Raw genomic sequence first — 24,911 nt, 5'->3', positions numbered from 1 at the left:
CTTATTTGCGATCCTTGAGCGGCACGAACGTCAGGTCTTCGGGGCCTGTGTAGTTGGCGCTCGGGCGGATGATCTTGCCGTCGATGCGCTGCTCGATGACGTGCGCCGACCAACCGGCGGTGCGGGCGATGACGAACAGCGGGGTGAACATGGCAGTGGGCACGCCCATCATGTGGTAGCTCACGGCGCTGAACCAGTCGAGGTTGGGGAACATCTTTTTGATCTCCCACATCACGCTTTCCAGGCGCTCGGCGATGTCATACATCTTGGTGTTGCCCTGCTCCACGGACAGCTCGCGGGCCACTTCCTTGATCACCTTGTTGCGCGGGTCGCTGACGGTGTAGACCGGGTGGCCGAAGCCGATGATGACTTCCTTCTTCTCGACACGGGCGCGGATGTCGGCCTCGGCTTCATCCGGACTGTCGTAGCGCTTCTGCACCTCGAAGGCTACTTCGTTGGCGCCGCCATGTTTCGGGCCACGTAGCGCGCCGATGGCGCCGGCGATGCAGGAGAACAGGTCGGAACCGGTGCCGGCGATCACCCGCGAAGTGAAGGTTGAGGCGTTGAACTCGTGCTCGGCATAAAGGTTCAGCGAGGTGTGCATGGCGCGCACCCAGGACTCGCGCGGCATCTCGCCGTGCAGCAGATGGAGGAAGTGGCCACCGATGGAATCGTCGTCGGTTTCCACCTCGATGCGCTTGCCGTTGTGGCTGTAGTGGTACCAGTACAGCAGCGCCGAACCCAGGCTGGCCATCAGCTTGTCGGCGATATCCCGCGCGCCCGGGTGGTTGTGGTCATCTTTCTCCGGCGCCAGGCAGCCGAGTACGGACACGGCGGTGCGCATCACATCCATCGGGTGGGCGGACGGCGGCAGTTGCTCCAGCGCCGCCTTGACCCCAGCCGGCAGGCCGCGCAGGGCCTTGAGCTTGGCCTTGTAGCCGGCCAGCTCGGCGACGTTGGGCAGCTTGCCGTGCACCAGCAGGTGGGCGATTTCCTCGAACTCGCAGCGATTGGCGAAGTCGAGCACGTCATAGCCACGGTAATGCAGGTCGTTGCCAGTGCGGCCAACGGTGCACAGTGCGGTGTTGCCGGCGGCGGTGCCGCTCAGGGCGACGGATTTTTTCGGTTTGAAGCCAGGGGTGGTTTCGGTGGCACTCATGGTTATCTCCTCGACTCTTTTTGTTCTGCTGAGCTCTGGGTAGGGTGGGCTTCAGCCCACCGCCTCAGCCAACCGGCAGCGCTGATGCGGTGGGCTGAAGCCCACCCTACGACCTCGCTGTTTTTACTTCTTGCCGGCGGCAAACAGCGCATCGAGCTTCTGCTCGAAGGCGTGGTAACCGATGCGGTCATAGAGCTCGGCGCGGGTCTGCATCAGCTCGATCACGTCCTTCTGGTGGCCGTTCTGGCGGATCGAGGTGTAGACACTTTCCGCCGCCTTGTTCGCCGCGCGGAAGGCCGACAACGGATACAGCTGGATGGCCACGCCAACCGAAGCCAGTTCGTCGCGGGTGAACAGCGGCGTGGCGCCGAATTCGGTGATGTTGGCCAGTACCGGTACGTTCAGCTCCTTGACGAAGCGTGCGTAGGTCGGCAAGTCGTAGGCCGCCTCGGCGAAGATTGCATCGGCGCCGGCCTCGACATAGCGCAGGCAGCGCTCGATGGCAGCGTCTACGCCTTCAGCCTGGATCGCATCGGTACGGGCGATGAGGAAGAACTCCGGGTCGGTCTTGGCATCAGCGGCAGCCTTGACGCGGTCGCACATCTCCTCGGTGGAGACGATCTCCTTGCCCGGACGATGACCGCAACGCTTGGCGCCGACCTGGTCTTCGATATGCGCGGCGGCGGCGCCGGCCTTGATCAGGTTCTTGATGGTGCGCTCGATGTTGAAGGCCGACGGGCCGAAGCCGGTGTCGATGTCCACCAGCAGCGGCAGATCGCAGACGTCGGTGATGCGGCGCACATCGGTCAACACGTCATCCAGAGTGTTGATGCCCAGATCAGGCAGGCCGAGGGAGCCAGCCGCGACACCACCGCCGGACAAGTAGATGGCACGAAAGCCCGCGCGCTTGGCCAGCAATGCATGGTTGGCGTTGATCGCACCGATCACCTGCAGCGGACTCTCGATGGCGAGGGCCTGGCGGAAGCGCTGGCCGGCGGAAAGCTGGGTCATGAATCACCTCGGGTCTTGGATGAAGTGGCGAGCGCATTCTGGTAATGGCGCTCGATATTGCGCTTAGACGCACCGATGTGACGGCGCATCAGCAGTTCGGCCAGTTCGCCGTCACGGTCGGCAATGGCATCGAGAATGCGGTGGTGTTCGGCGAAGGCCTGGTGCGGCCGGTTGGGCGTGGCGGAAAACTGCAGGCGGTACATACGCACCAACTGGTACAGCTCGTCGCAGAGCAATGTGGCCAGGGTGCGATTACCGCTGCCCTGAATGATCCGGTAGTGGAAATCGAAATCGCCTTCCTGCTGGTAATAGCCGACGCCGGCCTTAAAGGCGGCGTCCTGCTCATGCAGCTCCAACACCCGGCGCAGCTCGTCGATCTCCTGCTGGGTCATGCGCTCGGCAGCCAGACGACAGGCCATGCCTTCGAGCGACTCGCGGATTTCGTACAACTCGATCAGCTCGGCATGGCTGAGCGAGACCACCCGGGCGCCCACATGGGGTATGCGCACCAGCAGTTTCTGCCCCTCCAGGCGATGGATCGCCTCGCGCAGCGGCCCCCGGCTGATGCCGTAGGTACGCGCCAGTTCCGGTTCGGAGATCTTGCTGCCGGGCGCGATCTCGCCTTTGACGATAGCGGCCTGAATCAGGCGGAAAACATGCTCGGAAAGTGTTTCCGAATCCACCTGAGGACTTGTGGGGGTAGCTGATTCGACCAGCATGATTGTCGACACCGATATACTTCAGTGCCAGTAAAACTACGCCCAAAAGAGCAAAACGTCAAAGCAGACCAAAGTATTGTCGACAATATTTTGAGGAGACCCATACGAACAAGCCGCGACCTTACATGCAGAAAGCTGCATAACCTTCTGTCAGCACGGAAAATCCCCATGTTAGAATCCGCCCATTCGCGCCCGACTACCGACTTTTGCCATGCCTGCTAGACTGCCAGGCAGTTACTTATATGGCAGGATGCTGGCAGACGCTGTCGCCCACCCGCCTCTGGCAATCCCCTCTCAAGGACACATGAGACTGAAACCCTTCTCCTCGTTGCTCTGCCTGCTGACCCTGTCCTGCCCGGCTCTGGCCATGGACAAGTCGGTCTATGGCCTGAACGAATACATTCACATAGAAGAACTGGATCTGCAGGTCGCCGCCAAGCTCGATACCGGCGCCAAGACCGCTTCGCTCAGCGCGCGCGACATCAAGCGCTTCAAGCGTGACGGAGAGACCTGGGTGCGTTTCGTGCTGGCCATCGACGATGCCCATGAACGCACCATCGAACGCCCACTGGCGCGCATCAGCAAGATCAAGCGCCGCGCCGGCGACTACGATCCAGATGAAGGCAAGACCTACACGGCACGCCCGGTAATCGACCTTGAACTGTGCATGGGGCAGACCCTGCGCACGATCGAAGTGAACTTGACCGACAGAAGCGCATTCCAATACCCGCTTCTGATCGGCTCCGAAGCGCTCAAGTACTTCGAAGCCATGGTCGACCCAAGCCTTAAATACGCGGCCGGCAAACCCGACTGCACCGACGACGCAACCCCTGGCGAGTAATTCCCATGCGCTCTCTTACCCTGCATCTGAAAGTCCTGATCACCCTGTTGGTGACGTTGGGCATTCTGATTACGGCATACCAAATCTTCATTCTCGGCATTCCGGTCACCGAGGATGAGACCGACGATCTGTGGAACATCGACGCCAAGGTCGAGTTCCAGGCCACCCCGCGTGAGCCGGTGAAGCTGCAGATGTTCGTCCCGCCGCTGAACCAGGACTACGTCAGCCTCAACGAGAGCTTCATCTCCAACAACTACGGGGTCAGCGTCAATCGTGTCGACGGCAACCGCCGCGTCACCTGGTCGGCCCGTCGCGCCAACGGCAAGCAGACCCTCTACTACCGCCTGGTTCTAACCAAGCGCTACAGCGGTGAGCAGACGCCCGCCAAGGGCCCGATCTTCCGCGACAGCATTCCTGTGGAGGGCGCCGAGAAGATTGCCGCCGAAGCCCTGCTGGCGCCGATCCGCCAGCACTCGGCGGATGTCGAGACCTTCATCAGCGAGACCATTAAGCGCGTCAACAACGTCAATGACGACAACGTCAAGCTGTTGCTCGGTGGCGATGCCTCCACCGCCAACAAGGCCAAGGCCGTCGATCTGCTGCTGTCCATTGCCCACGTGCCGATGGAGCGCGTGCACACCATTCGCCTGCAAGCCGAGGTGGCGCAGTCGCCGGAACTCTGGCTGCGCAGCTTCAACGGCCAGAAGTGGCTGTACTTCAACCCGGAAACCGGTGAGCAGGGCCTGCCGGCTGATCGTCTGGTCTGGTGGATCGGCGACGGCGAACTGGTCAGCCTCGAAGGCGGTCGCCAGGCCACCATCAGCTTCAGCCTGAACAACAGCGAGATGAACGCCATTCGCCTAGCCAAGCTGACCGACGAGAACACCGACGCCAGCTTCCTCGAATACTCGCTGTACGGCCTGCCGCTGCAGACCCAGCAGACCTTCATGATCATGGTCATGATCCCGATCGGCGTGCTGGTCATCCTGATCCTGCGCAACCTCGGTGGCCTACAGACGCTGGGTACCTTCACCCCGGTGCTGATCGCCCTGGCCTTCCGTGAAACCCAGCTGGGCTTCGGTATCTTTTTGTTTACCGTGATCACCGCACTCGGCCTGTCACTACGCTCGTACCTCGAACACCTGAAGCTGCAGATGCTGCCGCGCCTGTCGGTGGTGCTGACCTTCGTCGTGGTGCTGATCGCCGCCATCAGCCTGTTCAGCCACAAGCTGGGCCTGGAGCGTGGTCTGTCGGTGGCGCTGTTCCCGATGGTGATTCTGACCATGACCATCGAACGCCTGTCGATCACCTGGGAAGAGCGCGGCGGCAGCCATGCCTTCAAGGTCGCCATCGGCACCCTGTTCGCCGCCACCATCGCCCACCTGCTGATGAGCGTGCCGCAACTGGTGTACTTCGTGTTCACCTTCCCGGCGATCCTGCTGATTCTGGTGGGTTTCATGCTGGCGATGGGTCGTTACCGCGGCTACCGCCTGACCGAACTGTTCCGTTTCAAAGCCTTCCTCAAGGACTAAGACCATGTTCGGCCTGATCAAGACGTGGAAGGCCCTTGAAGCCAAAGGCATCATGGGCATCAACCGACGCAACGCGGATTACGTGCTGAAGTACAACAAACGGCACCTGTACCCCATCGTCGACGACAAGATCATCACCAAGGAGCGGGCCATCGAGGCTGGCATCGATGTGCCGGAACTGTACGGCATCATCGAAACCGAGAAGGAAATCGACAAGCTCGATGAGATCATCGCCGGGCGCACCGACTTCGTCATCAAGCCGGCGCAGGGTGCCGGCGGTGACGGCATCATGGTGATCGCCGACCGCTTCGAGGATCGCTTCAAGACGGTATCCGGCAAGATCGTCAGCCACGAGGAGCTGGAACAGCAGATTTCCAGCATCCTTTCCGGCCTGTACTCGCTCGGCGGTCACCGTGACCGCGCGCTGATCGAGTATCGCGTGACCCCGGACACCATCTTCAAGAGCATCAGCTACGAAGGCGTACCGGACATCCGCATCATCGTGCTGATGGGGTATCCGGTGATGGCCATGCTGCGCCTGCCGACCCGTCAGTCCAACGGCAAGGCCAACCTGCACCAGGGTGCTATCGGCGTGGGTGTGGACCTGGCCACCGGCGTGACCCTGCGCGGTACCTGGCTGAACAATAAGATCAGCAAGCACCCGGACACCACCAACGCAGTGGACGGTGTGCAACTGCCGAACTGGGATGGCTTCATGAAACTCGCCGCCGGCTGCTATGAGTTGTGTGGCCTGGGTTACATCGGTGTGGACATGGTGCTGGATCAGGACAAGGGCCCGTTGATTCTCGAACTCAACGCCCGCCCCGGCCTGAACATCCAGATCGCCAACGACTGCGGCCTGACGCATCGCGCCCATGCGGTGGAAGCGCGCCTGGAAGAACTGAAAGCCAAGGGCATTCAGGAGACTGCCGAAGAGCGCGTGCGCTTCTCCCAGGAGCTGTTCGGCCATATCGTCAGCAAGGAAGTCTGACCCGCCATGCAGCCGTGAATCAGTCGCAACCTGCACTCAGGCAGGTTGCGCTCGATTCAGCTACAGCGTCATCGTCTGAAGCCCCTCCGCGCAGGGCAAACCCCTAGGACGAATGCTGACGGCAGACTACAATCGCGCTTCCGTCCCTTTCGACTGCCACGCATGCCCAGCTGCTCTCTGCACCCTCTTCCCTATCGAGCCGACCCCGGAGACTACTTCCGCCGCATCCGTCAGGCACCTGGCGCGGTGTTGCTCGATGCTGGCCGTCCGCTGGCCCAACGCGGGCGCTATGATCTGATGAGCGCCTGGCCCATGGCTGAGCTGGCACCCATGCCTGAAGAGTCGGGCAACGACTTTCTCCATCGCCTGCGCGATGCCCTGCAAGGCCTTGGCCAGGCCGAAATACCCGCGCACCAGGCACTGCCATTTGCCGGTGGCCTGATCGGCTATCTCGCCTACGACTTCGGGCGGCGCCTGGAGACGTTTGCCGAGCAGAACATCGATGATCAACACCTCGAAGATGCCCGCTTCGGCCTCTACGCCTGGGCACTGATCAGCGATCATCAATGCGAAACCAGCGTACTGATGTTTCATCCGGCGCTGCCACAGAACGAGCGCCAGCGCCTGCAGGCGCTGTTCGAGGCCGAGCCGGGCGATGACCAGGCAGCATTCCGCCTGCATCAGCCTTTTCGCGCCGATATCGATCAGAGCACCTATCGCCAGGCAATCGAGCGCATCCAGCACTATATCCTCGCTGGTGACTGCTATCAGGTGAACTTCGCTCAGCGCTTTCAGGCGCCCTGCGCCGGCGACCCCTGGGCGGCCTACCTGGCGCTACGCCAGGCCTGCCCCACGCCCTTCGCCGGCTTCCAGAACCTGGGCAATGGCAACGCCATTCTCAGCCTGTCGCCCGAACGTTTTCTCAAGGTCAGCGACAACCAGGTGGAAACCCGCCCGATCAAGGGCACCCGGCGTCGTGGCGCCGACACCGAAGATGACCAGGCACAAGCGCACGATCTGCTGGCCAGCCGCAAGGACCGCGCCGAAAACCTGATGATCGTCGATCTGCTGCGCAATGATCTCGGCCGTAGCTGCCGCATCGGCTCGGTCAAGGTGCCGCAGCTCTTCGCCCTGGAAAGCTACCCTAACGTGCACCATCTGGTCAGTTGCGTGACCGCCGAGCTGGCTCCCGGCAAGGACGCCCTGGATCTGATTGCCGGCAGCTTCCCTGGCGGCTCAATCACCGGCGCACCGAAGATCCGCGCCATGCAGATCATCGATGAACTGGAGCCGACAAGGCGCGGAGTCTACTGCGGCTCCCTGCTGTATCTCGACGTGCGCGGCGAAATGGACAGCTCCATCGCCATTCGCAGCTTGCTGGTCAAGAACGGCACGATCAGTTGCTGGGGCGGCGGTGGCATCGTCGCCGACTCCGACTGGCAGGCCGAATATCAGGAGTCGATCACCAAGGTGAAGGTGCTGCTGGAGACGCTGGAACACCTGCCCAAGATGCAGACCCCATGAATAACGCCGCGAAATCGCGGCGTTGTTCATGGATCTGGATTACAGACTCAACTTGCGGTTCGACGCCTTGAGAAACTCCTGCTTGAGATCCTCATAGCTGTGTACCGCCGGGAACTGCGGGAACTCGCGAATCACGTTGTACGGCGCATGGAACAGGATGCCGGCATGAGCCTCACTGAGCATGGTGGTGTCGTTATACGAGTCGCCAGCGGCGATCACGCGGTAGTAGAGGCTCTTGAAAGCGATCACCGACTGACGCTTGGGATCCTTCTGACGCAGCTGGTAGCTGACAACACGATCATTCTCGTCGGTGATCAGGCGGTGGCACAGCAACGTTGGAAAGCCGAGCTGACGCATCAGCGGCTGGGAGAACTCATAGAAGGTGTCGGAGAGAATCACCACCTGGAAGCGCTCACGCAGCCAGTCGACGAACTCCACGGCGCCGTCGAGCGGCTTGAGCGTGGCGATCACATCCTGAATGTCCTTGAGCTTCAGGCCGTGCTCATCAAGGATGCGCAGGCGCTGCTGCATCAGCACGTCGTAATCGGGGATGTCGCGGGTAGTCGCCTTGAGCGACTCGATACCGGTTTTTTCCGCAAAGGCGATCCAGATTTCCGGGACCAGTACACCTTCTAGGTCGAGACACGCGATTTCCACAGGCCACTCCTCGGTTGAGCCAAAAAGGAGTCGGCACTCTAGCCGCTGGCCCTTGCTCGCGCAATTACGCCTTCCTTATAACCATAAGAAAGACCAACAACCATCTTAGTTATTTAGCTGCATAACCGGCCTTTGTTACCATCGCGGCCTCACGCATACGATCTGGAGCCCTCAACATGGAACTCGACCTGGACGCGCTCAACACCGAACTCGGCAACCAGCCCGAAAAGCTGGTGCAATGGGCCATCGGGCTGGGCAAACCCGCCATCTGCACCACCAACTTCCGCCCGTTCGAAGCGGTGATCCTGCACATGGTCAGCCAGGTCAAACCGGACATTCCGGTGGTCTGGATGGACAGCGGCTACAACACCGAGGCGACCTATCGCTTCGCTGACGAGGTGACACGCAAGCTGGGCCTCAACCTCATCACCTATCTGCCCAAGCGCTCACGCGCGCATCGCGAGGCCATCGACGGCCCGGTGCCCAGCCTGGATGACCCTCGCCACGCTGCGTTCACCGAAGAGGTCAAGCTCGAGCCCTTTACCCGCGCCCTGCGCGAGATGGCACCAGGCGTCTGGTTCACCGCCCTGCGTGCTACCGATACCGCCGTGCGTGCGCAGATGGAACCGATCAGCATCAACCCGGACGGTCTGATCAAGGTCGCCCCACTGCTGCACTGGACATCCAAGGACCTGTATCAGTACCTGGTCGCCCACGACCTGCCAAACGAGTTCGATTACTTCGATCCGACCAAGGGCGAAGACAATCGCGAATGCGGCCTGCATCTGAACCACTGAGCTGCGTACAAAACCAAAATGGCGCCTTGATAGGCGCCATTTTTCGTGACACTTGCGGTGTCAGTGCATGGGCAACTCGACACCTGCAAACAGCTCTTCGAGCTCGGACTTGTTATGGCACTGCACGGCCTTGGCCAGCATGTCGCGGGTCAGGTGCGGGGCGAAGCGCTCGATGAAGTCACACATGAAGCCACGCAGGAAGGTGCCACGACGAAAGCCGATCTTGGTCACACTGGGCTCGAACAGGTCATCGGCATCGAGCACCACCAGATCAGGGTCGAGCTTGGCATCGACCGCCATCTTGGCCACGATGCCGACGCCCAGGTTCAGGCGCACGTAGGTCTTGATCACATCAGCGTCAGCAGCAGTGAATACCACCTTGGGTGTCAGGCCGCGATGGCTGAAGGCTTCATCCAGCTTCGAGCGCCCGGTGAAACCGAACACGTAGGTGACGATGGGATGCTCGGCCAGCGCTTCGAGGGTCAGCTTCGGCAGCTTGGTCAGGGGATGGCCCTGCGGTACCACCACGCAACGGTTCCAGCGGTAGCACGGCATCATGATCAGGTCGTTGAACAGCTCAAGGCCTTCGGTGGCGATGGCGAAATCGACACTGCCATCGGCGGCCATCTCGGCGATCTGCGTCGGCGTCCCCTGGTGCATGTGCAAGGCAACATCCGGGTACTGCTTGATAAAGGCACTGATCACCGGAGGCAGGGCGTAACGCGCCTGGGTATGCGTGGTGGCGATGGACAGCGTACCCTTCTTCTCGTTGGAGAATTCCTGAGCGATCTGCTTGATGCTTTCGACCTTGCGCAGGATCTCACCGGCCGTGGTGATGATGCGTTCACCCGCCGGAGTTACGCGGGTCAGATGCTTGCCGCTGCGGGCGAAGACTTCCACGCCCAGCTCATCCTCGAGCAAGCGAATCTGCTTGCTGATCCCTGGCTGCGAGGTGTACAGGCTCTGAGCAGTAGCCGATACATTGAGGTCGTGGTGCGCAACTTCCCAGATGTAGCGCAATTGCTGAAGCTTCATAGATTTCCCTCAGAGCAGTAAGGCGGGCCAAGAGCTGCCAACGCCATATATAACCATATTATTGGTCTAGTCTGTATATCAGCACATTTTATTATTTAAACTTACAATTCTCCCCGCCCCCGATGCTGCAGCATGGGCACCAGATACACCGGCACTTCTGATAGCTGCACGATCCGTGCGGACGTACGCCCCAGCGGTACGGTCATATCCGTGCCGTGGCTGTGACTGCCTACGACCAGCAGATCCACCCCAAGTTTCTGGGCCTCCTCGAGAATCACCGCAGGCGGGTCGCCCTGCAGTACGCGCACGGCTCGAATCATTTGCAGATCCTGCTGGCCTTCCCCCAGCTCGTCACGGAACCCTTCGAGCACACGCTGCTCGATACTGCTCATGACAGTGCCAAGGCCATTACGCCGTAACTCGCCAAGGGTGCCTTCGTCCAGGTAGGTCTGCAGGACGGACTCGGCAAACAACCCCATAGGCTCCACGGCATGCACCACGTACAGTTCGGCCTTGAAGCTGCGGCTCAGCGCCAGGGCATGCTGCAGCACATAGGAAGCATAAAGCCCCAGATCGGTGGCATAGAGTATCGAGCGGATCACGCGGCCTCCTTGACTGCTGGCGTAGGCCCTTATTGAGCTTAGCAGCGCATCAGGCAATGCAAGATCGGCAGCGTTATTTAGGACGAATGGCTATATGCAGGCGCCTGCGTGCCCTGGGGTCAGGGCAGCAGCTCGTTACTCACGCCATGCGGAACATGACCTGTGGCCACCACCTGACGCGCGCTCTCGCAATGCCCGGTCTGGTCATCGAAGAACACATCGGCGGCGAAGGCTTCGAGAACGGCCGACTTGTCCAGACCACCAAGGAAGAAGGACTCATCCAGGCGAATGTTCCACTCACGCAGGGTGCGAATCACTCGCTCGTGCGCAGGCGCCGAACGCGCGGTCACCAGCGCGGTGCGAATCGGGCATTCGGCTTCGGGAAATTCCTGCTGCAGCGCATGCAATGCGGCGAGAAACGGCTTGAAAGGCCCGCCAGGCAGGGCCTGTCGAGCGGATTCACGCTCATGATCCTGAAACGCGTTGAGGCCACCACTCTGGTAGACGCGCTCGGAGTCGTCGGAAAACAGCACGGCATCGCCATCGAAGGCGATGCGCAACTCGTTGCTGGTGGCCCGACGGGCGCCACCTGACAGCAAGGTAGCCGCGCCGAAACCGGCCTTCAGCGCGTTGCGCACATCATCGGCATGGGTAGACAGAAACAGATGGCAGCCGAAAGCCGCCAAATACGGATCAGGGCTACGGCCGCCAACGAAGGCGGCGCGGGAAATGCCGAGACCGTAGTGCTGGATCGAGTTGAACGCACGCAGCCCGGTATCGGCGCTGTTGCGCGACACCAGAATGACCTCGACGCGCTGCTCACTGAGTCGCGCGTTCAAGCCAAGCAGCTTCTCCACCAGCGGGAAGGCGTCGCCCGGCATCAGCACTTCGTCCTCATGCTCGATCTGGTAGCGGCGATAGGCTTCCACGCCTTCGCTTTCATAGATCTGGTGACTTTCACTCAGATCGAACAGCGCTCGCGAGGATATCGCCAGCACCAGCTTGTCCCCCAGTCCCTTGCCCATGCTTAGGCCTCCTGGCGAGCCTGAATGAACCGCAACGCCTGATACAACGCACGCACCCTGGGCATAACCAATCCCAAGGTTTGCGCAGCCGCCAGAGGCGCCTCGTAGATGGCATGCAACTCGGCCGGCCGCCCCTGGGCGAAGTCGTGGTACATGCTCGGCAGGTAATCGGGCATACGCTGCGTGGCGGCCAGCAGCTTGTCTGCGTAGCTTTCCGGCATGCTGTAACCGAGCGCCTGCGCGGCCTGCACCACTTCCTGCATCATATCGGCGATCAACGCGCGACTGTCGGCATTGCCCATCAGGCGCCGCGTATCGGCATCGAGCAGTACCGACAGGCCGTTATAGGGGATATTCCACACCAGCTTCTGCCAGCGCGTCTGCGCCAGATCACGCATTGCCGCCGAATCCAGGCCGGTGCTGCGCAGCAGGCTGGCGCCCTCCTCGGCCAACGCCAAACGCGCCTCGTCGCCATCCAGCGGCCCGGAGTGATAGGCCAGGTTGATCGCACCCAAGGCCTGATGCTCGATCACCCCGGGGGCACTGCGATGAACGCAGATGTAGCAGAGCCCACCGAGCAGATGCAGATCGTCGCGCAGCAACGGACGCAGCTCATCCTCCACCGCCAGCCCATTCTGCAACAGCACCACCTTGGCGCCTGGCGCTGCAGCCTTGGCAATCAGTGGCGCCAGCTCGGCATTGGCCGTGGTCTTGGCACCGACCAGCAACCAGTCGCACGGAGGCATCGCGTCAACATGCTGGTAGGCCTGTACCGGTGCCAGATTCAGTGCGCCATGTACCGCGCTGTTCAACTGCAGGCCTCGCTCGACCACCGCGCTGTACTCGCTGCGCAACAGAAAATGCACATCATGGCCGGCACGAGCCAGCAACATGCCGTAGAAACCACCGATGGCGCCGGTACCGATGATACCGATGCGTGGCGCGGGGAATTGGGACATCAAGGAAGCTCCTCAGCCGGACGAAGCAACGCCTCGTGCATGGCGGTTGACAGATCGCAATGGGTAAGGCGCGCAGACAGTGCGCCAAAGAAATGACCGTCCTTGACCATAAACAACGCTGGCAAGTGGAAAACTTCGTAGCGCGCCACCAGCCCGGCGTTATGACCGGCATCGATCCAGCACAGGCGCTCGAGCGGTAGCGGCATGGCGGGCAACGCCTGGCGTGCCCAGCGACAGCTGGCACAGCCCGTGCTTGTGAACACCACCAGCGAGGTGCCGGGAAGATCGAGCAGGCAGCGGTCGGCATCCAGATCGGTCAGTTCCAGTTGCGTCGCTATACTGAAGTCACTGATATCAGTTTGCCTGCATTCGAGGTCGGTGTTCATGCGTAAATTTCTGCGTCATCCAAGTGACATGCCGGTGGAGTTGGTGTTGCGCAGACAGTCCTGCATCCCCCGGCAACGGCTGAACAATATCAGCCTGGGCGGGGTCGCATGCAAGTCATCACGGGGCTTTCGTCGCGGCACCTCGATCGAGCTGCGCATCCCGCTGCTGGGCGATCAGGCGCGCTATCCCGGCGTGGTAGCCTGGTGCAGACGCCAGGAGAGCGACTATCTGGTGGGCATCGCCTTCATCGATGAGGACACCCTGTTCCGCGCCCGCATGGTCGAACAGGTCTGCCAGATCCAGCATTACCGGCAACAGCTCGAACACGAGTCTGGCCAGCCAGTCGCCATCGAGAAATGCGCGCAGGACTGGATCGCCAGGCATGCCGCCACCTTCCCCGACCTGGCCTAAGCCACTGTAGTACAGGCAGACAATCATCCGATACTGCCCATCTATCGGGCCTATTGAACTTAACGCCCATTGTCCCGCAGCCGCGTACGCGCTAAGGTTCGGCTCCCCCTGCACCAACTAGCTGTGCACCGCCATAGGGGATCGCTGGCGGCCGGCACCCGTGACCTGACGACCTGACCCGATGAATAGCACGATGGCTGATTTACCGATCGACGACCTTAACGTCGCTTCCAACGAAACCCTGATCACCCCCGATCAGCTCAAACGCGAAATCCCCCTGACCGATGCCGCGCTGAAGACCGTCGCCCATGGTCGTCAGGTGGTACGCGACATCCTCGACGGCAAGGATCATCGCCTGTTCGTGGTCGTCGGCCCTTGCTCCATCCACGACATCAAGGCCGCTCATGAGTATGCCGAGCGCCTCAAGGTGCTGGCTGCCGAGCTATCCGACAGCCTGTTCCTGGTCATGCGCGTGTACTTCGAGAAGCCGCGCACCACGGTCGGCTGGAAAGGCCTGATCAACGACCCCTATCTGGATGACTCGTTCAAGATCCAGGACGGTCTGCACATCGGCCGCAAGCTGCTGCGCGACCTGGCGGAAATGGGCCTGCCCACCGCCACCGAAGCGCTCGATCCGATTTCCCCGCAGTACCTGCAGGATCTGATCAGCTGGTCTGCCATCGGCGCCCGCACCACCGAGTCCCAGACCCACCGCGAAATGGCATCGGGCCTATCTTCGGCAGTCGGCTTCAAGAATGGTACCGACGGCGGCCTGACCGTGGCGATCAATGCCCTGCAGTCGGTTTCCAGCCCACACCGTTTCCTCGGCATCAACCAGGAAGGCGGCGTGTCCATTGTCACCACCAAGGGCAACGCCTACGGTCACGTGGTACTGCGTGGCGGCAACGGCAAACCCAACTATGATTCGGTCAGTGTGGCCATTTGTGAGCAGGAACTGACCAAAGCCGGCATCCGTCCGAATATCATGGTCGACTGCAGCCATGCCAACTCCAACAAGGACCCGGCTCTGCAGCCGCTGGTGCTGGAGAACGTGGCCAACCAGATTCTGGAAGGCAACAACTCCATCGTTGGCCTGATGGTCGAGAGCCACCTGGGCTGGGGCAACCAGTCGATTCCGAAGAATCTGTGCGACCTCAAGTACGGCGTCTCCATCACCGATGCCTGCATCGACTGGGACACCACCGAGAAAAGCCTGCGCAGCATGCACGCCAAGCTCAAGGATGTACTGCCCAAGCGCCCTCGCGGCTAAGCGGTAGCGCAGCAAAGCAAACGCCGGGCATTGCCCGGCGTTTTCATATCTGCGCTCAACGCAGGGTGGGCTTCAGCCCACCCCTGCCGAGCCGACTCTACTGGTGCCGCGAACGGCGTTCCATGTAGCGCTCAACATACGAACAGGAGGGAATCACCGTATAGCCCTTGCCTTCGGCATACTGCAGGGCATGTTCGGTGAGCGCGGCGGCAATACCGCGCCCGCGCAGGGTATTGGGGACGAAGGTGCGATAGATATCCAGCGTCTGCTTGCCCAGATCCATATAGGCCAGATAGGCGCGATCACCATCGACGGTCGTCACGAACTGATGACTCGTTTGGTCGTGATGGATGGAAAGCCCTTCGCTCATCTTCTCTCCTCAAGCCGCAAACCGTTAGCGGCGCACCTATTTTTACCTCATACCCGCATGTCGACGAAAGCGTAAATTTACATTTCAGCGCATTCCCTTCAAGACCCGGCCTTGCGGGCACAGACTGCCCGCGCAGGTTCAGAGGCTCAGAAGTGCAATGCACAGCAATACGGCAACCACTGGAATCAACACGGTGATGACGAAGATGTCCTTGTAGGCCTGCTTGTGCGTCAAGCCCATGATCATCAGCATGGCGATCACCGCACCGCAGTGCGGCAGCGAGTCCAATCCACCCGCAGCAATATTGGCGATACGGTGCAACACCTCAGGCTCGATGCCCATTTCCAGGTAACTGGGCGCCAGCGTCTGCATGAAAATCTGCAGGCCACCGGAAGACGAACCGACGATCCCGGAAACCACACTGACCGAAGCGAACACCGACAGCAGCGGCGGCAGATCCACCGCCAATATCCATTGAGCGAACTGGGCAAAACCCGCAGTCTGCGTCACCACACCGCCAAAACCGATCACCGCAGCCGTATTGAGCAGCGGCATGATCGCATCATCGGCCCCCTGCCCAAGCAGACTGACCGTGTTACGGCGCAGGCTCGGGAACAGCATCACGGCCACCCCTGTGGCAATCACCAGGGCAAGGCTGGGCCAGAGAATCGGCTGCGCCTGACTGAAGGCCAGCAAGCCTCCCAGAGCGCTCTCACCAGGCGCAGCCATACCTGATAAGGCGAGCAAGCGCGGCAGCAGAATGATCCCTAGCACCACGATGATCGGCACCAGCGCCATCCCCCAGTGCGGACCGCTACCGGGCGTGCCGGCCAACTGCTGCATGCGCTCATCCTGAGCATTGGGCTCGAAGCCCTCGCCACGCTCACGCGCCAGACGCCACTCGCGCTGCAGATAGGCCATCCCCAGAACGATCATCACCAGTGATGCGAACAAACCGATCCAGGCACCGGCGAACAGATCAGTCCCCAGCGCACTGGCGGCGATCACGTTATGAATCGAAGGTGAGCCAGGCAACGCCGTCATGGTGAAAGTGCCGGCGCCCAGCGCAGTGGCGGCACAGAATAGCCGCTTGGGCAGATTGGCCTCGCGCATCAGGGTGATACCCAGCGGATACATGGTGAAGATCACCACGAACACCACTACCCCGCCATAGGTCAGCACGGCACATACCAGCATTGCCACCCAGAGCGTGCGTTGCGTGCCCAGCCCACGGGTAATGGCCTGAGCGATACTGCTGGCGGCCTGGCTGGCAGCCATGACCTTGCCGAAAATCGCACCACAGAGAAACAGCACGAAGAACTTGCCGGCGAAGGTAAAGGCGCCCAACGGACCAAAAGGAAAATGCTCGAGTAACGCTCCCGTTACCGCTACACCATTGCTCAACGCCACCAGAATGGAACAAAGCAATGCCGCGATGAATATATTCACCCCACGCAACGCCATGAAGATAAGTAACGCCAAACCGAGCAACAGCCCCAAATTCCCAAGCATCTGCGTTCCCTCTTTTTGTTTTAGTTGCAAAGCTGGGGCATTTATAACAGCTCGTAAAAGCGTTGCACTGTTGCGATTGCGTAACTGAGTGTTTTTTAGCCAACCCCCTTGGGCGGTACCCTGCGCGCAGAAAAAAAACTGCAACTCTTGCCTTGGCTCCGTTTACTTACTAAAAGTAATAGGTAGTATGTACGCCGGCTAATTTCCCACAGTAGGGAAATTGCTTTTTATGGAAAACTCCACCTCAAGGGGAACACGATGAACAACGTTCTGAAATTCTCTGCTCTGGCTCTGGCCGCAGTTCTGGCTACCGGTTGCAGCAGCATGTCCAAAGAAACCGAAGCTCGTCTGACTGCTACCGAAGACGCAGCTGCCCGCGCTCAAGCCCGTGCCGACGAAGCCTACCGCAAGGCTGATGAAGCTCTGGCCGCCGCTCAGAAAGCTCAGCAGACCGCTGACGAAGCCAACGAGCGCGCTCTGCGCATGCTGGAAAAAGCAAGCCGCAAGTAATTTGCGACTCGTTTTTAGAAAGCCGCCCAGGCAACTGGTGCGGCTTTTTTATTGCCTGTCGCTGACCAGGCAATAAAAAAGCCGCCAACACGAATGCAGGCGGGTTGTAGACAACGGTATCGAATCAGAACGGGTTATCGTTGCTCGCAACGACCTGCTCGGTCTGCGCGGCAATCGGTACTGGCATACCGTCTTCGGCAGCCACCACCTCGCGTACCATGTCCCAGTCAAGACGCAGACCGCTGAGCTCGTCGCGCTTGAGCAGGGCGTTGATCACGGCCGTGTGCTTGTCGACAACCGACGGAACACCTTCATCGTCGAGCGGCGCATGCGCTTCCAGGTAGACCTTGTCGCCACTCACGCCGAACTTGTAGGGCTCATTGATGATGCGCACCGGCGTTCCCACCGGCACCATGCCTGCCAGTTCCAGCACGTTATGGTTGAGCATGCGGAAGCAGCCATGGCTGACGCGCATGCCAATACCGAACTTCTTGTTCGAACCGTGGATCAGGTAGCCCGGGAAGGACAACGTCATCTTGTACGGCCCCAACGGGTTGTCCGGGCCAGGCGGCACCACGGTGGGCAGAATGTCGCCCTCGGCAGCGTGCTCTTCACGAATCGACTTGGGCGGATACCAGGCCGGGTTCGGCGTCTTGACGGTCACACGCCCGGTTCCCAATGGCGAGCCCCAGCCTTCACGGCCGATACCCAACGGAAAGGTGTGCACCACATTCTGCCCTTTCGGGAAGTAATACAGACGGTACTCGGCCAGGTTGATCACGATACCTTCGCGCGGGCCAGGTGGCAGCACATAGCGGGTCGGCAGGATGATCTCGGTTCCCTCACCCGGCAGCCAGGGATCGACACCGGGGTTGGCGGCGACCATTTCCAGGTAGCCAAGATCGTTGGCCGTTCCCAGATCGGCGAACGTATCCTCGTACTTGGCCTTGATCACCTGTACCTGGCCCACCACATCCTCGCCTGGCGGCGGCAATGGCAGTTCGAGAGCCTGCACCGTGGCACTGCAGCACAGTGCGAGCAACGTCAGGCAGCGGTTGACCGCAGAGAAGCGCGACAACATCCGGGATGTCCCCTGAGAATGGAAAGATATGACGGCGATTGTACACCGCGTTTATAACAGCGGGCAGGCCTCAGCCGTCCGCCCAGTTCGAGCACAGACCCTGCCGCTGCGCCTCGAGCGTCGCCAAACAGGCGGGACAGAGTCGACTATCGCGCAGCCAGGGCTTTTCCAGTGCCTGCCAGCGTGGCCGGGCCGGTAACAAACCGCCACACAATGTCTGATCAGTATGGCCGCCCAGACGCAACTGGCGAGCCACCAGATGCACACGCACCTCACGACAGGCGAAAAGATCCAGCTGCTCATCCGGCTCGATCAATTGATAGGCGTATAGGGACCAGGCGAGACGCGGCATCTGGGGCTCCGTGACAGGCCGGCCACATTAGCCGAAAGGCTCGAGGCGGAAAAGCCTTGCTCGTTACAGTGTGCTGCACTCAAAACCTACTCAGAGCATGGGTTTGAGCGTCGGCCAGACATTATCCAGCAGTATTTCCTGCGCTGCCTCGGTCGGATGAATGCCGTCAGCCTGCATCATGCCCGGTACACCGCCCACCCCCTCAAGAAAGAACGGCACCAGAGGCACCTGCTTCTGCTCCGCCAGATCAGTGAAAACCTGGGCGAAAGCCGTGGTGTAACGCACGCCATAATTGGGTGGCAGCTTCATCCCCAGAAGCAGCACCTTGGCTCCTGCCTGCTGCGACTGCTCGACCATCGACGCAAGATTCTGTTGCAATTGCGCAAGGGGCTGTCCACGCAGCCCGTCATTGCCACCCAGCTCGATGATGACCAGCTCCGGCTTGTGCTCGACAAGTAGCGCAGACAGCCGTGCGGCGCCGCCTGCACTGGTGTCGCCACTGATCGAGGCATTGACCACCTGATGCTCGAACCCCTCTTGCACCAGGCGTTTTTCCAGCAAAGCGACCCAACCTTGCCGGCTATCCAGGCCAAAAGCGGCGCTGATACTATCGCCGACCACAAGCAGGGTGCCTGCAACCGCTCCCTGAGCCCAAAGCATCAGGCTCAAGGCACCACTGAACAACCATGCACGCATTTGGAATCTCCATGACTTCGAGCATTCTCGCTGCGCGGAACCTTAGCAAAGTGGTCAACAGCGCGGAAGGCGCACTGACCATCCTTCATGATCTCGACCTGGAACTGAACAAAGGCGACAGCCTGGCCATTGTCGGCGCCTCAGGGTCTGGTAAATCCACCCTGCTTGGCCTGCTCGCCGGCCTGGACTTGCCCAGCGGCGGCGCTGTATTGCTGGCCGGCAAGAACCTCAGCGAACTCGATGAAGACCAGCGTGCACGCCTGCGCGCCGAGCATGTCGGCTTCGTCTTCCAGTCGTTCCAACTGCTCGACAGCCTCACTGCGCTGGAAAACGTCATGCTGCCGCTGGAGCTGGAAGGTCAGGCCGATGCCCGTCAGCGCGCCCGCGCCCTGCTCGAACGGGTTGGCCTCGGTCAACGTCTGACGCACTACCCACGCCAGCTGTCCGGTGGCGAACAACAGCGTGTGGCCATTGCCCGCGCCTTCGCCGCCGAGCCGGACGTGTTGTTCGCCGACGAGCCCACCGGCAACCTCGACAGCCATACCGGCGAGCGCATCACCGAACTGCTCTTTCAGCTCAACCAGGAGCGCGGTACCACGCTGGTACTGGTCACCCATGACGAGCGCCTGGCGCACCGTTGCCAGCGCCTGATCCGCCTGGAAGCCGGGCACCTGATCGATCGCGTGGAGCCCTGATGAAACGCGTGCCCCTGTCTCGCCTGTTTTCGCTCGCTGCCCGCCAACTGCTGCGCGATGCCCGCGCCGGCGAGTTGCGGGTGCTGTTCTTCGCCTTGCTGGTGGCCGTGGCCTCCAGCAGCGCCATCGGCTATTTCAGCGCACGACTGAACGACGCCATGCTGCTGCGCGCCAGTGAATTTCTCGCTGCAGACCTGCGCCTGAGCGGCAGCACGCCCGCCAGCCAGGAGCAGATCGATGCAGGACTCAAGCTGGGGCTCGACCATGCTCAGGCCGTGGAATTTTCCAGCGTGGTCGCGGCACAGGGCGGCATTCAGTTGGCCAGCGTCAAGGCAGCCAACAGCTCTTATCCGCTGCGCGGAGAGCTGCGCAGTGCAACCGAGCCCTATGCCCCGGAAGAAGCCGGATCCGGCCCACGGCCGGGCGAAGTCTGGGCCGAAGCACGGCTGATGGCCGCGCTGAACCTGAACATCGGTGATGAACTGGAACTAGGCGCCAGGCCCCTGCGCCTTAGCCGCGTCTTGACCTATGACCCGGACACCGCCGGCGATTTCTACAGCCTGACACCGCGCGTGCTGATGCATCTGGATGACCTGGCCGCGACCGAGGTGGTACAACCCGGCAGCCGCGTACGATTTCGTGAGCTCTGGCGCGGCGACGCCAATGCCCTGGCGGCCTACCGTCAGGCAGTCGAAGCCGGCCTGCAGCCCAACCAGCGCCTGGATGACGCGCGCGACGGCAATCGCCAGGTCGGCGGCGCCCTCAGTCGCGCCGAACGTTATTTGAACCTGGCCAGCCTGGCCGCCGTGTTACTCGCCGGTGTCGCCGTGGCCCTGTCAGCGGCACGCTTCGCTGCCCGGCGCTTCGATGCCAGTGCCCTGCTGCGCTGCCTTGGCTTGTCGCGGCGTGAAGCACTGGCCTTGTTCGGCCTGCAACTGACACTGCTCGGGCTAGTCGCCTGCGTGATTGGCGCCCTGCTCGGCTGGGCTGGGCAGCACGTTCTTTTCTATCTGTTGCGCGGGCTGATCCCGGACGACCTGCCGCCCGCCGACCTGTGGCCCGCGTTGGCCGGGATGGCCACCGGTCTGGTGGCGCTGGCCGGTTTTGCTCTACCGCCGCTGGCTGCGCTGGGCCGCGTACCGCCATTACGCGTCTTACGCCGCGATATGCTGCCGGTACCGGCCAGCTCCTGGCTGGTCTATGGTGCAGCGCTGATCGCACTGGGCCTGATCATGTGGCGCCTGAGCCTGGATCTGCGCCTGACGCTGGCGCTGCTGGGTGGCGGGCTGCTCGCCGCTTTGCTGCTCGGTGGTTTGCTGTTGCTCGGCCTGCAGAGCCTGCGCCGCCTGCTGCAGCGTGCCGCCCTACCCTGGCGCCTGGGCCTGGGGCAACTGCTGCGTCACCCGCTGGCTGCTGCCGGGCAGTCGCTGGCTTTTGGCCTGATCCTGCTGGCCATGGCGCTGATCGCCCTGCTGCGCGGCGAGCTGCTCGACACCTGGCAGGACCAGTTGCCGGAGGACGCGCCCAACCACTTCGCCCTCAACGTGCTGCCGTCTGAGCGCGATGCCTTCGCCGCACGCCTGGCCGAACTGTCACCGCATCCGGCGCCGCTGTATCCGGTGGTGCCGGGCCGGCTGATCATGATCAACGATGAGCCGGTACGCCAACTGGTGAGCAAGGAAAGTCGCGGTGAACGCGCGACGCAACGTGATCTCAGCCTGACCTGGGCCGAGGAGCTACCAGCGGACAACCTGATCACCGCCGGCAGTTGGTGGGGCGCCGCACCGGCCGCTGACCTGCCCGGTGTCTCCGTCGAAGCCGAACTAGCCGAAAGCCTGCAACTGAAGCTCGGTGACCGCCTGCGCTTCAACGTCGGTGGCATCGAACGCGAAGCGCAGGTCACCAGCCTGCGCCAGGTGGACTGGGACAGCTTCCAACCCAACTTCTTCATGATCTTCGAGCCACAAACCCTGCAGGATCTGCCTGCCACCTACCTGACCAGCTTCTACCTGCCCCCCGGCAAGGACGTGGAACTGGTCAGCCTCAGCCGCGCCTTCCCCAGTGTCACCCTGCTGCAGGTCGACGCACTGCTGGCGCAGCTGCGCAGCATCCTCGCCCAGGTCACCCTGGCCATCGAATACGTGCTGTTGTTCGTGCTCGCCGCCGGCATCACCGTTCTGTTGGCCGGGCTGCAAGCCACGCTGGACGAGCGCATTCGCCAGGGTGCATTGCTGCGCGCACTGGGCGCCGAACGCGCGTTGCTGATCAGCGCCCGTCGCGCCGAATTCGGCCTGCTTGGCGCAGCCGCCGGCCTGCTTGCCGCGCTGGGCTGCGAACTGGTCAGTTTCCTGCTCTACCGCTATGCCTTCGACATGAACTGGCAGCCTCATCCCTGGCTGCTGGTGCTGCCGCTGATCGGCGCATTGCTGGTCGGGCTGGCTGGCGTACTCGGTACCCGCCGTGCACTGAATGCCAGCCCATTGAGCGTATTGCGCGAAGGCTGAGTTTGACGGAAGGGGTTTGCTAGACTGGCGCCCCTTTCATCGTTCAGAGCCACCATGAGCCGCTATCGCCCTCCTCGCCCTGCCGGTACCCCCTTGATCACGCCTGAAGGCGACGCGCGCCTGCGCGCCGAGCTGCACGAGCTGTGGCATGTGCGCAGGCCGCAGGTGACGCAGTCGGTCAGCGAAGCGGCGGCCCAGGGCGACCGTTCGGAAAATGCCGAATACACCTACGGCAAGAAGATGCTGCGCGAGATCGACAGCCGCGTACGCTTTCTCAGCAAACGCCTGGAGAAACTCAAGGTCGTCAGCGACAAGCCGTCCGATCCGAACAAGGTGTACTTCGGCGCCTGGGTCACCATCGAGGACGACAACGGCGAACAAGCGCGCTACCGCATCGTCGGCCCGGATGAGCTGGATCTGAAACAGGGGCTGATCAGCATCGACTCACCGCTGGCCCGCGCACTGCTCGGCAAGGAACTGGACGCCGAGGTACTGGTGCACAGCCCCAGTGGCGAGAAGACCTGCTATATCGTCGCAATCGACTATCCCTGAGCGTTTTCGGGGCGCGATTGCAAGGGCACTCAAGCGCCAGCTAGCGTCGGGTTATCAGGCCCTGGCGCGCTACCCGCACCAACTCGGCGACAGTGTGCGCCACATCATCAGCGCAGGGCGCCTGGATCACCGCCAGGTCGAAACTGTCGCGCGCGAAGCGGCTCAGTGACTCGCCGTTCTGCACGAACTGGATACGGAAGGCACGTTGCCCGCCCCAACGCTTGGGCCAGCCTTCGAGATAACGCAACAAGGTGGGTTGATGGCTGCCAGCGAGCAGCACGCGCGGATTGCGCAGCAGCAGCCCAGAGGTGATGGGGGCCAGACGAATAGGGGGTTGGGGACAGATCATGCTCAAGTCTCCGCCTCGAAAATCCCGCTGGGCAGCGGTGAGAGGCGACACCGAACCAGCGCTTTAGCGGAATTTCAGGCATCGATGACAACACCCTGTGGCGCCCCGCAAGTAGCTGTTTAAATCGGCGCAGGGCGCATCCTAGAGAAGCCTACGACGCACTGTCAAGGTACGCCCCGCGCCAGCTCGGCTCTGTTGCATGCAGCGTGCAGGCGCGGCTGAGGGCAAGCGTTCGTCTGGCTCAGGCGCTGTCGCGCATCACCAGTTCGAAGCCAACGTCGATGCAGTGCTGCTCGGGGGGGTCACCACGCATCAGGGCCAGCAGCATGTTGGCCGCCAGCTCACCGATACGGCCGCGCGTGGTACGCACCGTGCTCAGGGCCGGATGCATCCAGGCCGCTGCCGGCAGGTCGTTAAAGCCGGCGACGGCCAGGCGCCCTGGCACATCCAGACCCAGCTGCCGCGCCCGGAACAACGCGCCCATAGCCAGGTCGTCGTTATTGAAAAACACTGCATCGATCTGCGGCTGCTGCGCCAGCAGGCGATCGAGCAGCTCGGCGCCCAGGCCAATGGATGACAACTGCGGCGTCAGCAACTCCAACGCCGGGTCATGGCGATCCAGCTGACGCATCACCTGGCGATATCCCTCGGCGCGCTGCAAGGTACGCGGATCGAGCTGGGCTGCGGCGAAGGCAATATGCCGATAGCCACGCTGTACCAGGGCACGGGTCATGGCCGCACCGGCTTCGATCTGCGAGAAGCCGACGCAATACTCTTCCGGCTCTTCACTCAGTTCCATCAGCGTCACCAGCGGGCAGGTGCTGGCGCCGAGTATTTCCCGCGCTGCATCGCTGCGCTCGAAGCCGGTGACCAGAAGGCCTGCAGGCTGGTGCGCCAGGTAGGAGCGCAGCAGACGCTCATCTTCCTCGACCCGATAGTGGCTGACGCCAATCATCATCTCGAAACCGGCCGGCATCAGTACCCGCTGGATCGCCTCAACGGTATCGACGAACACCGAGTTCGACAGCGACGGAATCACCACCGCCACCAGGTTCGAGCGCGAACTGGCCAGTGCCCGCGCCGCCGGGTTGGGCACATAGCCCAGCGCCTGCGCAGCGCGCATCACCTGCTCGCGCAGCGCATCGGAGACCCGCCCCGGCTGCGACAACGCGCGCGAAGCAGACATCAGCGAGCAACCCGCAGCCTTGGCCACGTCGGACAGGGTGACGCGTTCGGCAGAGCGGCGACGGCGTTGAGTCATAGCGCCTCCATTGTTGATCAGCGGCCGATTCTACCAGCCCTGCCGTTGAATAAAGCGCGGGACACGCCGCCCGGGGTAACGCCACCATGCAAGGAGCGTTACCACCTGC

The 24,911-nt window shown here is 61.8% G+C and carries 27 protein-coding genes; 11 read left to right on the top strand and 16 right to left on the bottom strand.

The features are described 5' to 3' along the window. Nucleotide 1: 1 nt before the first annotated feature. The 3 genes from prpC to J7655_RS10450 all read right to left on the bottom strand — a co-directional run bounded on the left by prpC (nucleotide 2) and on the right by J7655_RS10450 (nucleotide 2,889). Entirely contained in the window at nucleotides 2-1,159 is a 1,158-nt protein-coding gene (gene prpC / locus J7655_RS10460) for a bifunctional 2-methylcitrate synthase/citrate synthase (RefSeq protein WP_230924394.1), read from the bottom strand. A gap of 123 nt (nucleotides 1,160-1,282) precedes the next feature. Then, nucleotides 1,283-2,170, bottom strand: a complete 888-nt coding sequence (gene prpB / locus J7655_RS10455) for a methylisocitrate lyase (RefSeq protein ID WP_230924393.1) — start codon at nucleotides 2,168-2,170, stop codon at nucleotides 1,283-1,285. Further along, entirely contained in the window at nucleotides 2,167-2,889 is a 723-nt protein-coding gene (locus tag J7655_RS10450) for a GntR family transcriptional regulator (RefSeq protein ID WP_230924392.1), read from the bottom strand. The genes prpB and J7655_RS10450 overlap by 4 nt, the downstream gene beginning before the upstream one ends. Before the next feature lie 304 nt (nucleotides 2,890-3,193). Between J7655_RS10450 and rloA the strand changes: the two genes are divergently transcribed. The 4 genes from rloA (at nucleotide 3,194) to pabB (ending at nucleotide 7,777) form a co-directional block, all read left to right on the top strand. After that, complete coding sequence (rloA, locus tag J7655_RS10445) at nucleotides 3,194-3,730, top strand: retropepsin-like aspartic peptidase RloA (protein ID WP_230924391.1); 537 nt, start codon at nucleotides 3,194-3,196, stop codon at nucleotides 3,728-3,730. A 5-nt stretch (nucleotides 3,731-3,735) separates the two neighbouring features. Next, the gene (gene rloB / locus J7655_RS10440; RefSeq protein ID WP_230924390.1) at nucleotides 3,736-5,262 is read left to right on the top strand and encodes an osmotic stress tolerance membrane protein RloB; all 1,527 of its coding nucleotides are present in this window, start codon (nucleotides 3,736-3,738) and stop codon (nucleotides 5,260-5,262) included. 4 nt (nucleotides 5,263-5,266) lie between these two features. After that, entirely contained in the window at nucleotides 5,267-6,253 is a 987-nt protein-coding gene (locus J7655_RS10435) for an alpha-L-glutamate ligase-like protein (RefSeq protein WP_230924389.1), read from the top strand. 162 nt (nucleotides 6,254-6,415) lie between these two features. Beyond that, nucleotides 6,416-7,777, top strand: a complete 1,362-nt coding sequence (gene pabB, locus J7655_RS10430) for an aminodeoxychorismate synthase component I (protein ID WP_230924388.1) — start codon at nucleotides 6,416-6,418, stop codon at nucleotides 7,775-7,777. Nucleotides 7,778-7,816: 39 nt separating this feature from the next. Here the strand turns inward: pabB and thrH are convergent, their stop codons facing one another. Then, nucleotides 7,817-8,434, bottom strand: coding sequence for a bifunctional phosphoserine phosphatase/homoserine phosphotransferase ThrH (gene thrH, locus J7655_RS10425; protein WP_230924387.1), 618 nt, complete (start codon nucleotides 8,432-8,434; stop codon nucleotides 7,817-7,819). Between the two features lie 176 nt (nucleotides 8,435-8,610). Between thrH and J7655_RS10420 the strand changes: the two genes are divergently transcribed. Further along, a complete protein-coding gene (locus J7655_RS10420) occupies nucleotides 8,611-9,231 on the top strand; it encodes a phosphoadenosine phosphosulfate reductase domain-containing protein (protein ID WP_230924386.1) in 621 nt (206 codons plus the stop codon). Nucleotides 9,232-9,291: 60 nt separating this feature from the next. Here the strand turns inward: J7655_RS10420 and cysB are convergent, their stop codons facing one another. The 5 genes from cysB to J7655_RS10395 all read right to left on the bottom strand — a co-directional run bounded on the left by cysB (nucleotide 9,292) and on the right by J7655_RS10395 (nucleotide 13,238). Beyond that, on the bottom strand, nucleotides 9,292-10,266 hold the full coding sequence (gene cysB, locus J7655_RS10415; RefSeq protein WP_003460027.1) for an HTH-type transcriptional regulator CysB: 975 nt from the start codon (nucleotides 10,264-10,266) through the stop codon (nucleotides 9,292-9,294). 101 nt (nucleotides 10,267-10,367) lie between these two features. Next, nucleotides 10,368-10,868, bottom strand: a complete 501-nt coding sequence (locus J7655_RS10410; protein WP_230924385.1) for a universal stress protein — start codon at nucleotides 10,866-10,868, stop codon at nucleotides 10,368-10,370. A gap of 119 nt (nucleotides 10,869-10,987) precedes the next feature. Beyond that, nucleotides 10,988-11,893: a 5'-nucleotidase gene (locus tag J7655_RS10405; RefSeq protein ID WP_108233114.1), complete on the bottom strand. Its 906-nt coding sequence runs from the start codon at nucleotides 11,891-11,893 to the stop codon at nucleotides 10,988-10,990. Nucleotides 11,894-11,895: 2 nt separating this feature from the next. Continuing rightward, nucleotides 11,896-12,852, bottom strand: coding sequence for a putative 2-dehydropantoate 2-reductase (locus J7655_RS10400; RefSeq protein ID WP_230924384.1), 957 nt, complete (start codon nucleotides 12,850-12,852; stop codon nucleotides 11,896-11,898). Continuing rightward, on the bottom strand, nucleotides 12,852-13,238 hold the full coding sequence (locus J7655_RS10395; RefSeq protein ID WP_230924383.1) for a thioredoxin family protein: 387 nt from the start codon (nucleotides 13,236-13,238) through the stop codon (nucleotides 12,852-12,854). The genes J7655_RS10400 and J7655_RS10395 overlap by 1 nt, the downstream gene beginning before the upstream one ends. Here J7655_RS10395 and J7655_RS10390 point away from each other — a divergent pair. Together J7655_RS10390 and J7655_RS10385 are read left to right on the top strand one after the other, a co-directional pair. Continuing rightward, nucleotides 13,237-13,650 carry a PilZ domain-containing protein gene (locus J7655_RS10390; protein WP_230924382.1) on the top strand — a complete coding sequence of 138 codons (414 nt, stop codon included), beginning with the start codon at nucleotides 13,237-13,239 and terminating at the stop codon, nucleotides 13,648-13,650. The two genes, J7655_RS10395 and J7655_RS10390, sit on opposite strands and share 2 nt — an antisense overlap. A gap of 193 nt (nucleotides 13,651-13,843) precedes the next feature. Next, nucleotides 13,844-14,920 (top strand): 3-deoxy-7-phosphoheptulonate synthase, encoded by a 1,077-nt coding sequence (locus J7655_RS10385; protein WP_039964564.1) that lies wholly within the window; start codon nucleotides 13,844-13,846, stop codon nucleotides 14,918-14,920. A 97-nt stretch (nucleotides 14,921-15,017) separates the two neighbouring features. Here the strand turns inward: J7655_RS10385 and J7655_RS10380 are convergent, their stop codons facing one another. After that, nucleotides 15,018-15,290, bottom strand: a complete 273-nt coding sequence (locus J7655_RS10380; protein WP_003460019.1) for a GNAT family N-acetyltransferase — start codon at nucleotides 15,288-15,290, stop codon at nucleotides 15,018-15,020. A 138-nt stretch (nucleotides 15,291-15,428) separates the two neighbouring features. Continuing rightward, nucleotides 15,429-16,802 (bottom strand): GntP family permease, encoded by a 1,374-nt coding sequence (locus J7655_RS10375; RefSeq protein ID WP_230924381.1) that lies wholly within the window; start codon nucleotides 16,800-16,802, stop codon nucleotides 15,429-15,431. A 258-nt stretch (nucleotides 16,803-17,060) separates the two neighbouring features. Between J7655_RS10375 and oprI the strand changes: the two genes are divergently transcribed. Next, entirely contained in the window at nucleotides 17,061-17,312 is a 252-nt protein-coding gene (oprI, locus tag J7655_RS10370) for an outer membrane lipoprotei OprI (RefSeq protein ID WP_003239826.1), read from the top strand. A 124-nt stretch (nucleotides 17,313-17,436) separates the two neighbouring features. On the opposite strand, the gene J7655_RS10365 is transcribed toward oprI, so the two are convergent. From J7655_RS10365 to J7655_RS10355, 3 genes are all read right to left on the bottom strand, one after another. Next, the gene (locus tag J7655_RS10365) at nucleotides 17,437-18,393 is read right to left on the bottom strand and encodes a L,D-transpeptidase family protein (RefSeq protein WP_230924380.1); all 957 of its coding nucleotides are present in this window, start codon (nucleotides 18,391-18,393) and stop codon (nucleotides 17,437-17,439) included. A 70-nt stretch (nucleotides 18,394-18,463) separates the two neighbouring features. Beyond that, on the bottom strand, nucleotides 18,464-18,745 hold the full coding sequence (locus J7655_RS10360; protein ID WP_230924379.1) for a hypothetical protein: 282 nt from the start codon (nucleotides 18,743-18,745) through the stop codon (nucleotides 18,464-18,466). Nucleotides 18,746-18,835: 90 nt separating this feature from the next. Then, the gene (locus J7655_RS10355; RefSeq protein WP_230924378.1) at nucleotides 18,836-19,441 is read right to left on the bottom strand and encodes an arylesterase; all 606 of its coding nucleotides are present in this window, start codon (nucleotides 19,439-19,441) and stop codon (nucleotides 18,836-18,838) included. 11 nt (nucleotides 19,442-19,452) lie between these two features. On the opposite strand from J7655_RS10355, the gene J7655_RS10350 reads away from it, so the two are divergent. From J7655_RS10350 to greB, 3 genes are read left to right on the top strand one after another with little or no spacing between them, the layout of a single operon-like run. Further along, a complete protein-coding gene (locus tag J7655_RS10350) occupies nucleotides 19,453-20,136 on the top strand; it encodes an ABC transporter ATP-binding protein (protein ID WP_169968041.1) in 684 nt (227 codons plus the stop codon). Then, on the top strand, nucleotides 20,136-22,640 hold the full coding sequence (locus J7655_RS10345; protein WP_230924377.1) for an ABC transporter permease: 2,505 nt from the start codon (nucleotides 20,136-20,138) through the stop codon (nucleotides 22,638-22,640). The genes J7655_RS10350 and J7655_RS10345 overlap by 1 nt, the downstream gene beginning before the upstream one ends. Nucleotides 22,641-22,694: 54 nt before the next feature. Continuing rightward, the gene (greB, locus tag J7655_RS10340; protein WP_230924376.1) at nucleotides 22,695-23,192 is read left to right on the top strand and encodes a transcription elongation factor GreB; all 498 of its coding nucleotides are present in this window, start codon (nucleotides 22,695-22,697) and stop codon (nucleotides 23,190-23,192) included. A gap of 40 nt (nucleotides 23,193-23,232) precedes the next feature. Here the strand turns inward: greB and J7655_RS10335 are convergent, their stop codons facing one another. Then, nucleotides 23,233-23,541 (bottom strand): class I SAM-dependent methyltransferase, encoded by a 309-nt coding sequence (locus J7655_RS10335; RefSeq protein ID WP_230924375.1) that lies wholly within the window; start codon nucleotides 23,539-23,541, stop codon nucleotides 23,233-23,235. A gap of 241 nt (nucleotides 23,542-23,782) precedes the next feature. Next, the gene (gene gntR / locus J7655_RS10330; protein WP_230924374.1) at nucleotides 23,783-24,802 is read right to left on the bottom strand and encodes an HTH-type transcriptional regulator GntR; all 1,020 of its coding nucleotides are present in this window, start codon (nucleotides 24,800-24,802) and stop codon (nucleotides 23,783-23,785) included. Nucleotides 24,803-24,911 lie beyond the last annotated feature (109 nt).

The sequence above is a fragment of the Pseudomonas wenzhouensis genome (genome assembly GCF_021029445.1).
Lineage (GTDB): Bacteria > Pseudomonadota > Gammaproteobacteria > Pseudomonadales > Pseudomonadaceae > Aquipseudomonas > Aquipseudomonas wenzhouensis.
Note: the sequence above shows the minus strand (reverse complement) of the source record. Positions and strands in the feature narration are given on the sequence as shown.

Excerpts from the sequence above, each read along its gene's own strand:
- J7655_RS10350 (WP_169968041.1), top strand. The coding sequence starts at position 19,453 with ATGACTTCGAGCATTCTCGCTGCGCGGAACCTTAGCAAAGTGGTCAAC.
- prpB (WP_230924393.1), bottom strand. The coding sequence starts at position 2,170 with ATGACCCAGCTTTCCGCCGGCCAGCGCTTCCGCCAGGCCCTCGCCATC.
- oprI (WP_003239826.1), top strand. The coding sequence starts at position 17,061 with ATGAACAACGTTCTGAAATTCTCTGCTCTGGCTCTGGCCGCAGTTCTG.
- J7655_RS10405 (WP_108233114.1), bottom strand. The coding sequence starts at position 11,893 with ATGGGCAAGGGACTGGGGGACAAGCTGGTGCTGGCGATATCCTCGCGA.
- J7655_RS10450 (WP_230924392.1), bottom strand. The coding sequence starts at position 2,889 with ATGCTGGTCGAATCAGCTACCCCCACAAGTCCTCAGGTGGATTCGGAA.
- J7655_RS10355 (WP_230924378.1), bottom strand. The coding sequence starts at position 19,441 with ATGCGTGCATGGTTGTTCAGTGGTGCCTTGAGCCTGATGCTTTGGGCT.
- J7655_RS10375 (WP_230924381.1), bottom strand. The coding sequence starts at position 16,802 with ATGCTTGGGAATTTGGGGCTGTTGCTCGGTTTGGCGTTACTTATCTTC.
- J7655_RS10435 (WP_230924389.1), top strand. The coding sequence starts at position 5,267 with ATGTTCGGCCTGATCAAGACGTGGAAGGCCCTTGAAGCCAAAGGCATC.
- prpC (WP_230924394.1), bottom strand. The coding sequence starts at position 1,159 with ATGAGTGCCACCGAAACCACCCCTGGCTTCAAACCGAAAAAATCCGTC.
- J7655_RS10365 (WP_230924380.1), bottom strand. The coding sequence starts at position 18,393 with ATGTTGTCGCGCTTCTCTGCGGTCAACCGCTGCCTGACGTTGCTCGCA.
- J7655_RS10380 (WP_003460019.1), bottom strand. The coding sequence starts at position 15,290 with ATGAGCGAAGGGCTTTCCATCCATCACGACCAAACGAGTCATCAGTTC.
- J7655_RS10400 (WP_230924384.1), bottom strand. The coding sequence starts at position 12,852 with ATGTCCCAATTCCCCGCGCCACGCATCGGTATCATCGGTACCGGCGCC.
- J7655_RS10390 (WP_230924382.1), top strand. The coding sequence starts at position 13,237 with ATGCGTAAATTTCTGCGTCATCCAAGTGACATGCCGGTGGAGTTGGTG.
- J7655_RS10335 (WP_230924375.1), bottom strand. The coding sequence starts at position 23,541 with ATGATCTGTCCCCAACCCCCTATTCGTCTGGCCCCCATCACCTCTGGG.
- greB (WP_230924376.1), top strand. The coding sequence starts at position 22,695 with ATGAGCCGCTATCGCCCTCCTCGCCCTGCCGGTACCCCCTTGATCACG.
- J7655_RS10420 (WP_230924386.1), top strand. The coding sequence starts at position 8,611 with ATGGAACTCGACCTGGACGCGCTCAACACCGAACTCGGCAACCAGCCC.
- rloB (WP_230924390.1), top strand. The coding sequence starts at position 3,736 with ATGCGCTCTCTTACCCTGCATCTGAAAGTCCTGATCACCCTGTTGGTG.
- J7655_RS10395 (WP_230924383.1), bottom strand. The coding sequence starts at position 13,238 with ATGAACACCGACCTCGAATGCAGGCAAACTGATATCAGTGACTTCAGT.
- pabB (WP_230924388.1), top strand. The coding sequence starts at position 6,416 with ATGCCCAGCTGCTCTCTGCACCCTCTTCCCTATCGAGCCGACCCCGGA.
- J7655_RS10360 (WP_230924379.1), bottom strand. The coding sequence starts at position 18,745 with ATGCCGCGTCTCGCCTGGTCCCTATACGCCTATCAATTGATCGAGCCG.
- J7655_RS10345 (WP_230924377.1), top strand. The coding sequence starts at position 20,136 with ATGAAACGCGTGCCCCTGTCTCGCCTGTTTTCGCTCGCTGCCCGCCAA.
- J7655_RS10385 (WP_039964564.1), top strand. The coding sequence starts at position 13,844 with ATGGCTGATTTACCGATCGACGACCTTAACGTCGCTTCCAACGAAACC.
- rloA (WP_230924391.1), top strand. The coding sequence starts at position 3,194 with ATGAGACTGAAACCCTTCTCCTCGTTGCTCTGCCTGCTGACCCTGTCC.
- cysB (WP_003460027.1), bottom strand. The coding sequence starts at position 10,266 with ATGAAGCTTCAGCAATTGCGCTACATCTGGGAAGTTGCGCACCACGAC.
- gntR (WP_230924374.1), bottom strand. The coding sequence starts at position 24,802 with ATGACTCAACGCCGTCGCCGCTCTGCCGAACGCGTCACCCTGTCCGAC.